The 388-nt window shown below is 52.8% G+C and carries 2 protein-coding genes; both read right to left on the reverse strand.

The features are described from left to right. Positions 1-45 precede the first annotated feature (45 nt). Positions 46-267 (reverse strand): Rz1-like lysis system protein LysC, encoded by a 222-nt coding sequence (lysC, locus tag AC2FC2_RS27005; protein WP_490660210.1) that lies wholly within the window; start codon positions 265-267, stop codon positions 46-48. Next, a partial coding sequence (locus tag AC2FC2_RS27010; protein ID WP_490660211.1) for a DUF2570 family protein occupies positions 197-388 on the reverse strand: 192 nt, incomplete at its 5' end. The genes AC2FC2_RS27010 and lysC, both read right to left, overlap by 71 nt.

Here is a 388-nt window from a genome sequence, read left to right on the forward strand (position 1 = left end):
TGGCCCAGATTTCTGTGCTATTTTCTTGTGCAATAATTTTCATGCCTACCTCCCGACGGATACCCGCCATTGGTTCAACGTGGCCACTTGACCAGCGCATATTGATAAAGCCGTTTTTAATGCCAACGAATAGCTGCCAGCGTCGCCCCAGGTATCGCCTTGCAGCGTTGGCTGTTCGCAGGTCTTGAATACCGACTCAGGGGGTAATAGAACGATTGGGACTGGCGGAACTGGTATCCATTCCGCGCAGGAGGTCAATAACAGCATCAGGCATCCGCTCAGCAGCGCACTTGTCGTTTTTGGTCGCTTCACGGTATTTCCTTTGGTAGATATCGGCCTGCTGGCGCAACTGTTGTTCCTGTTGCTGCTGGGCAGCCATCAACGCACG

The organism is Serratia sp. CoH_122_TC_1 (genome assembly GCF_058191755.1).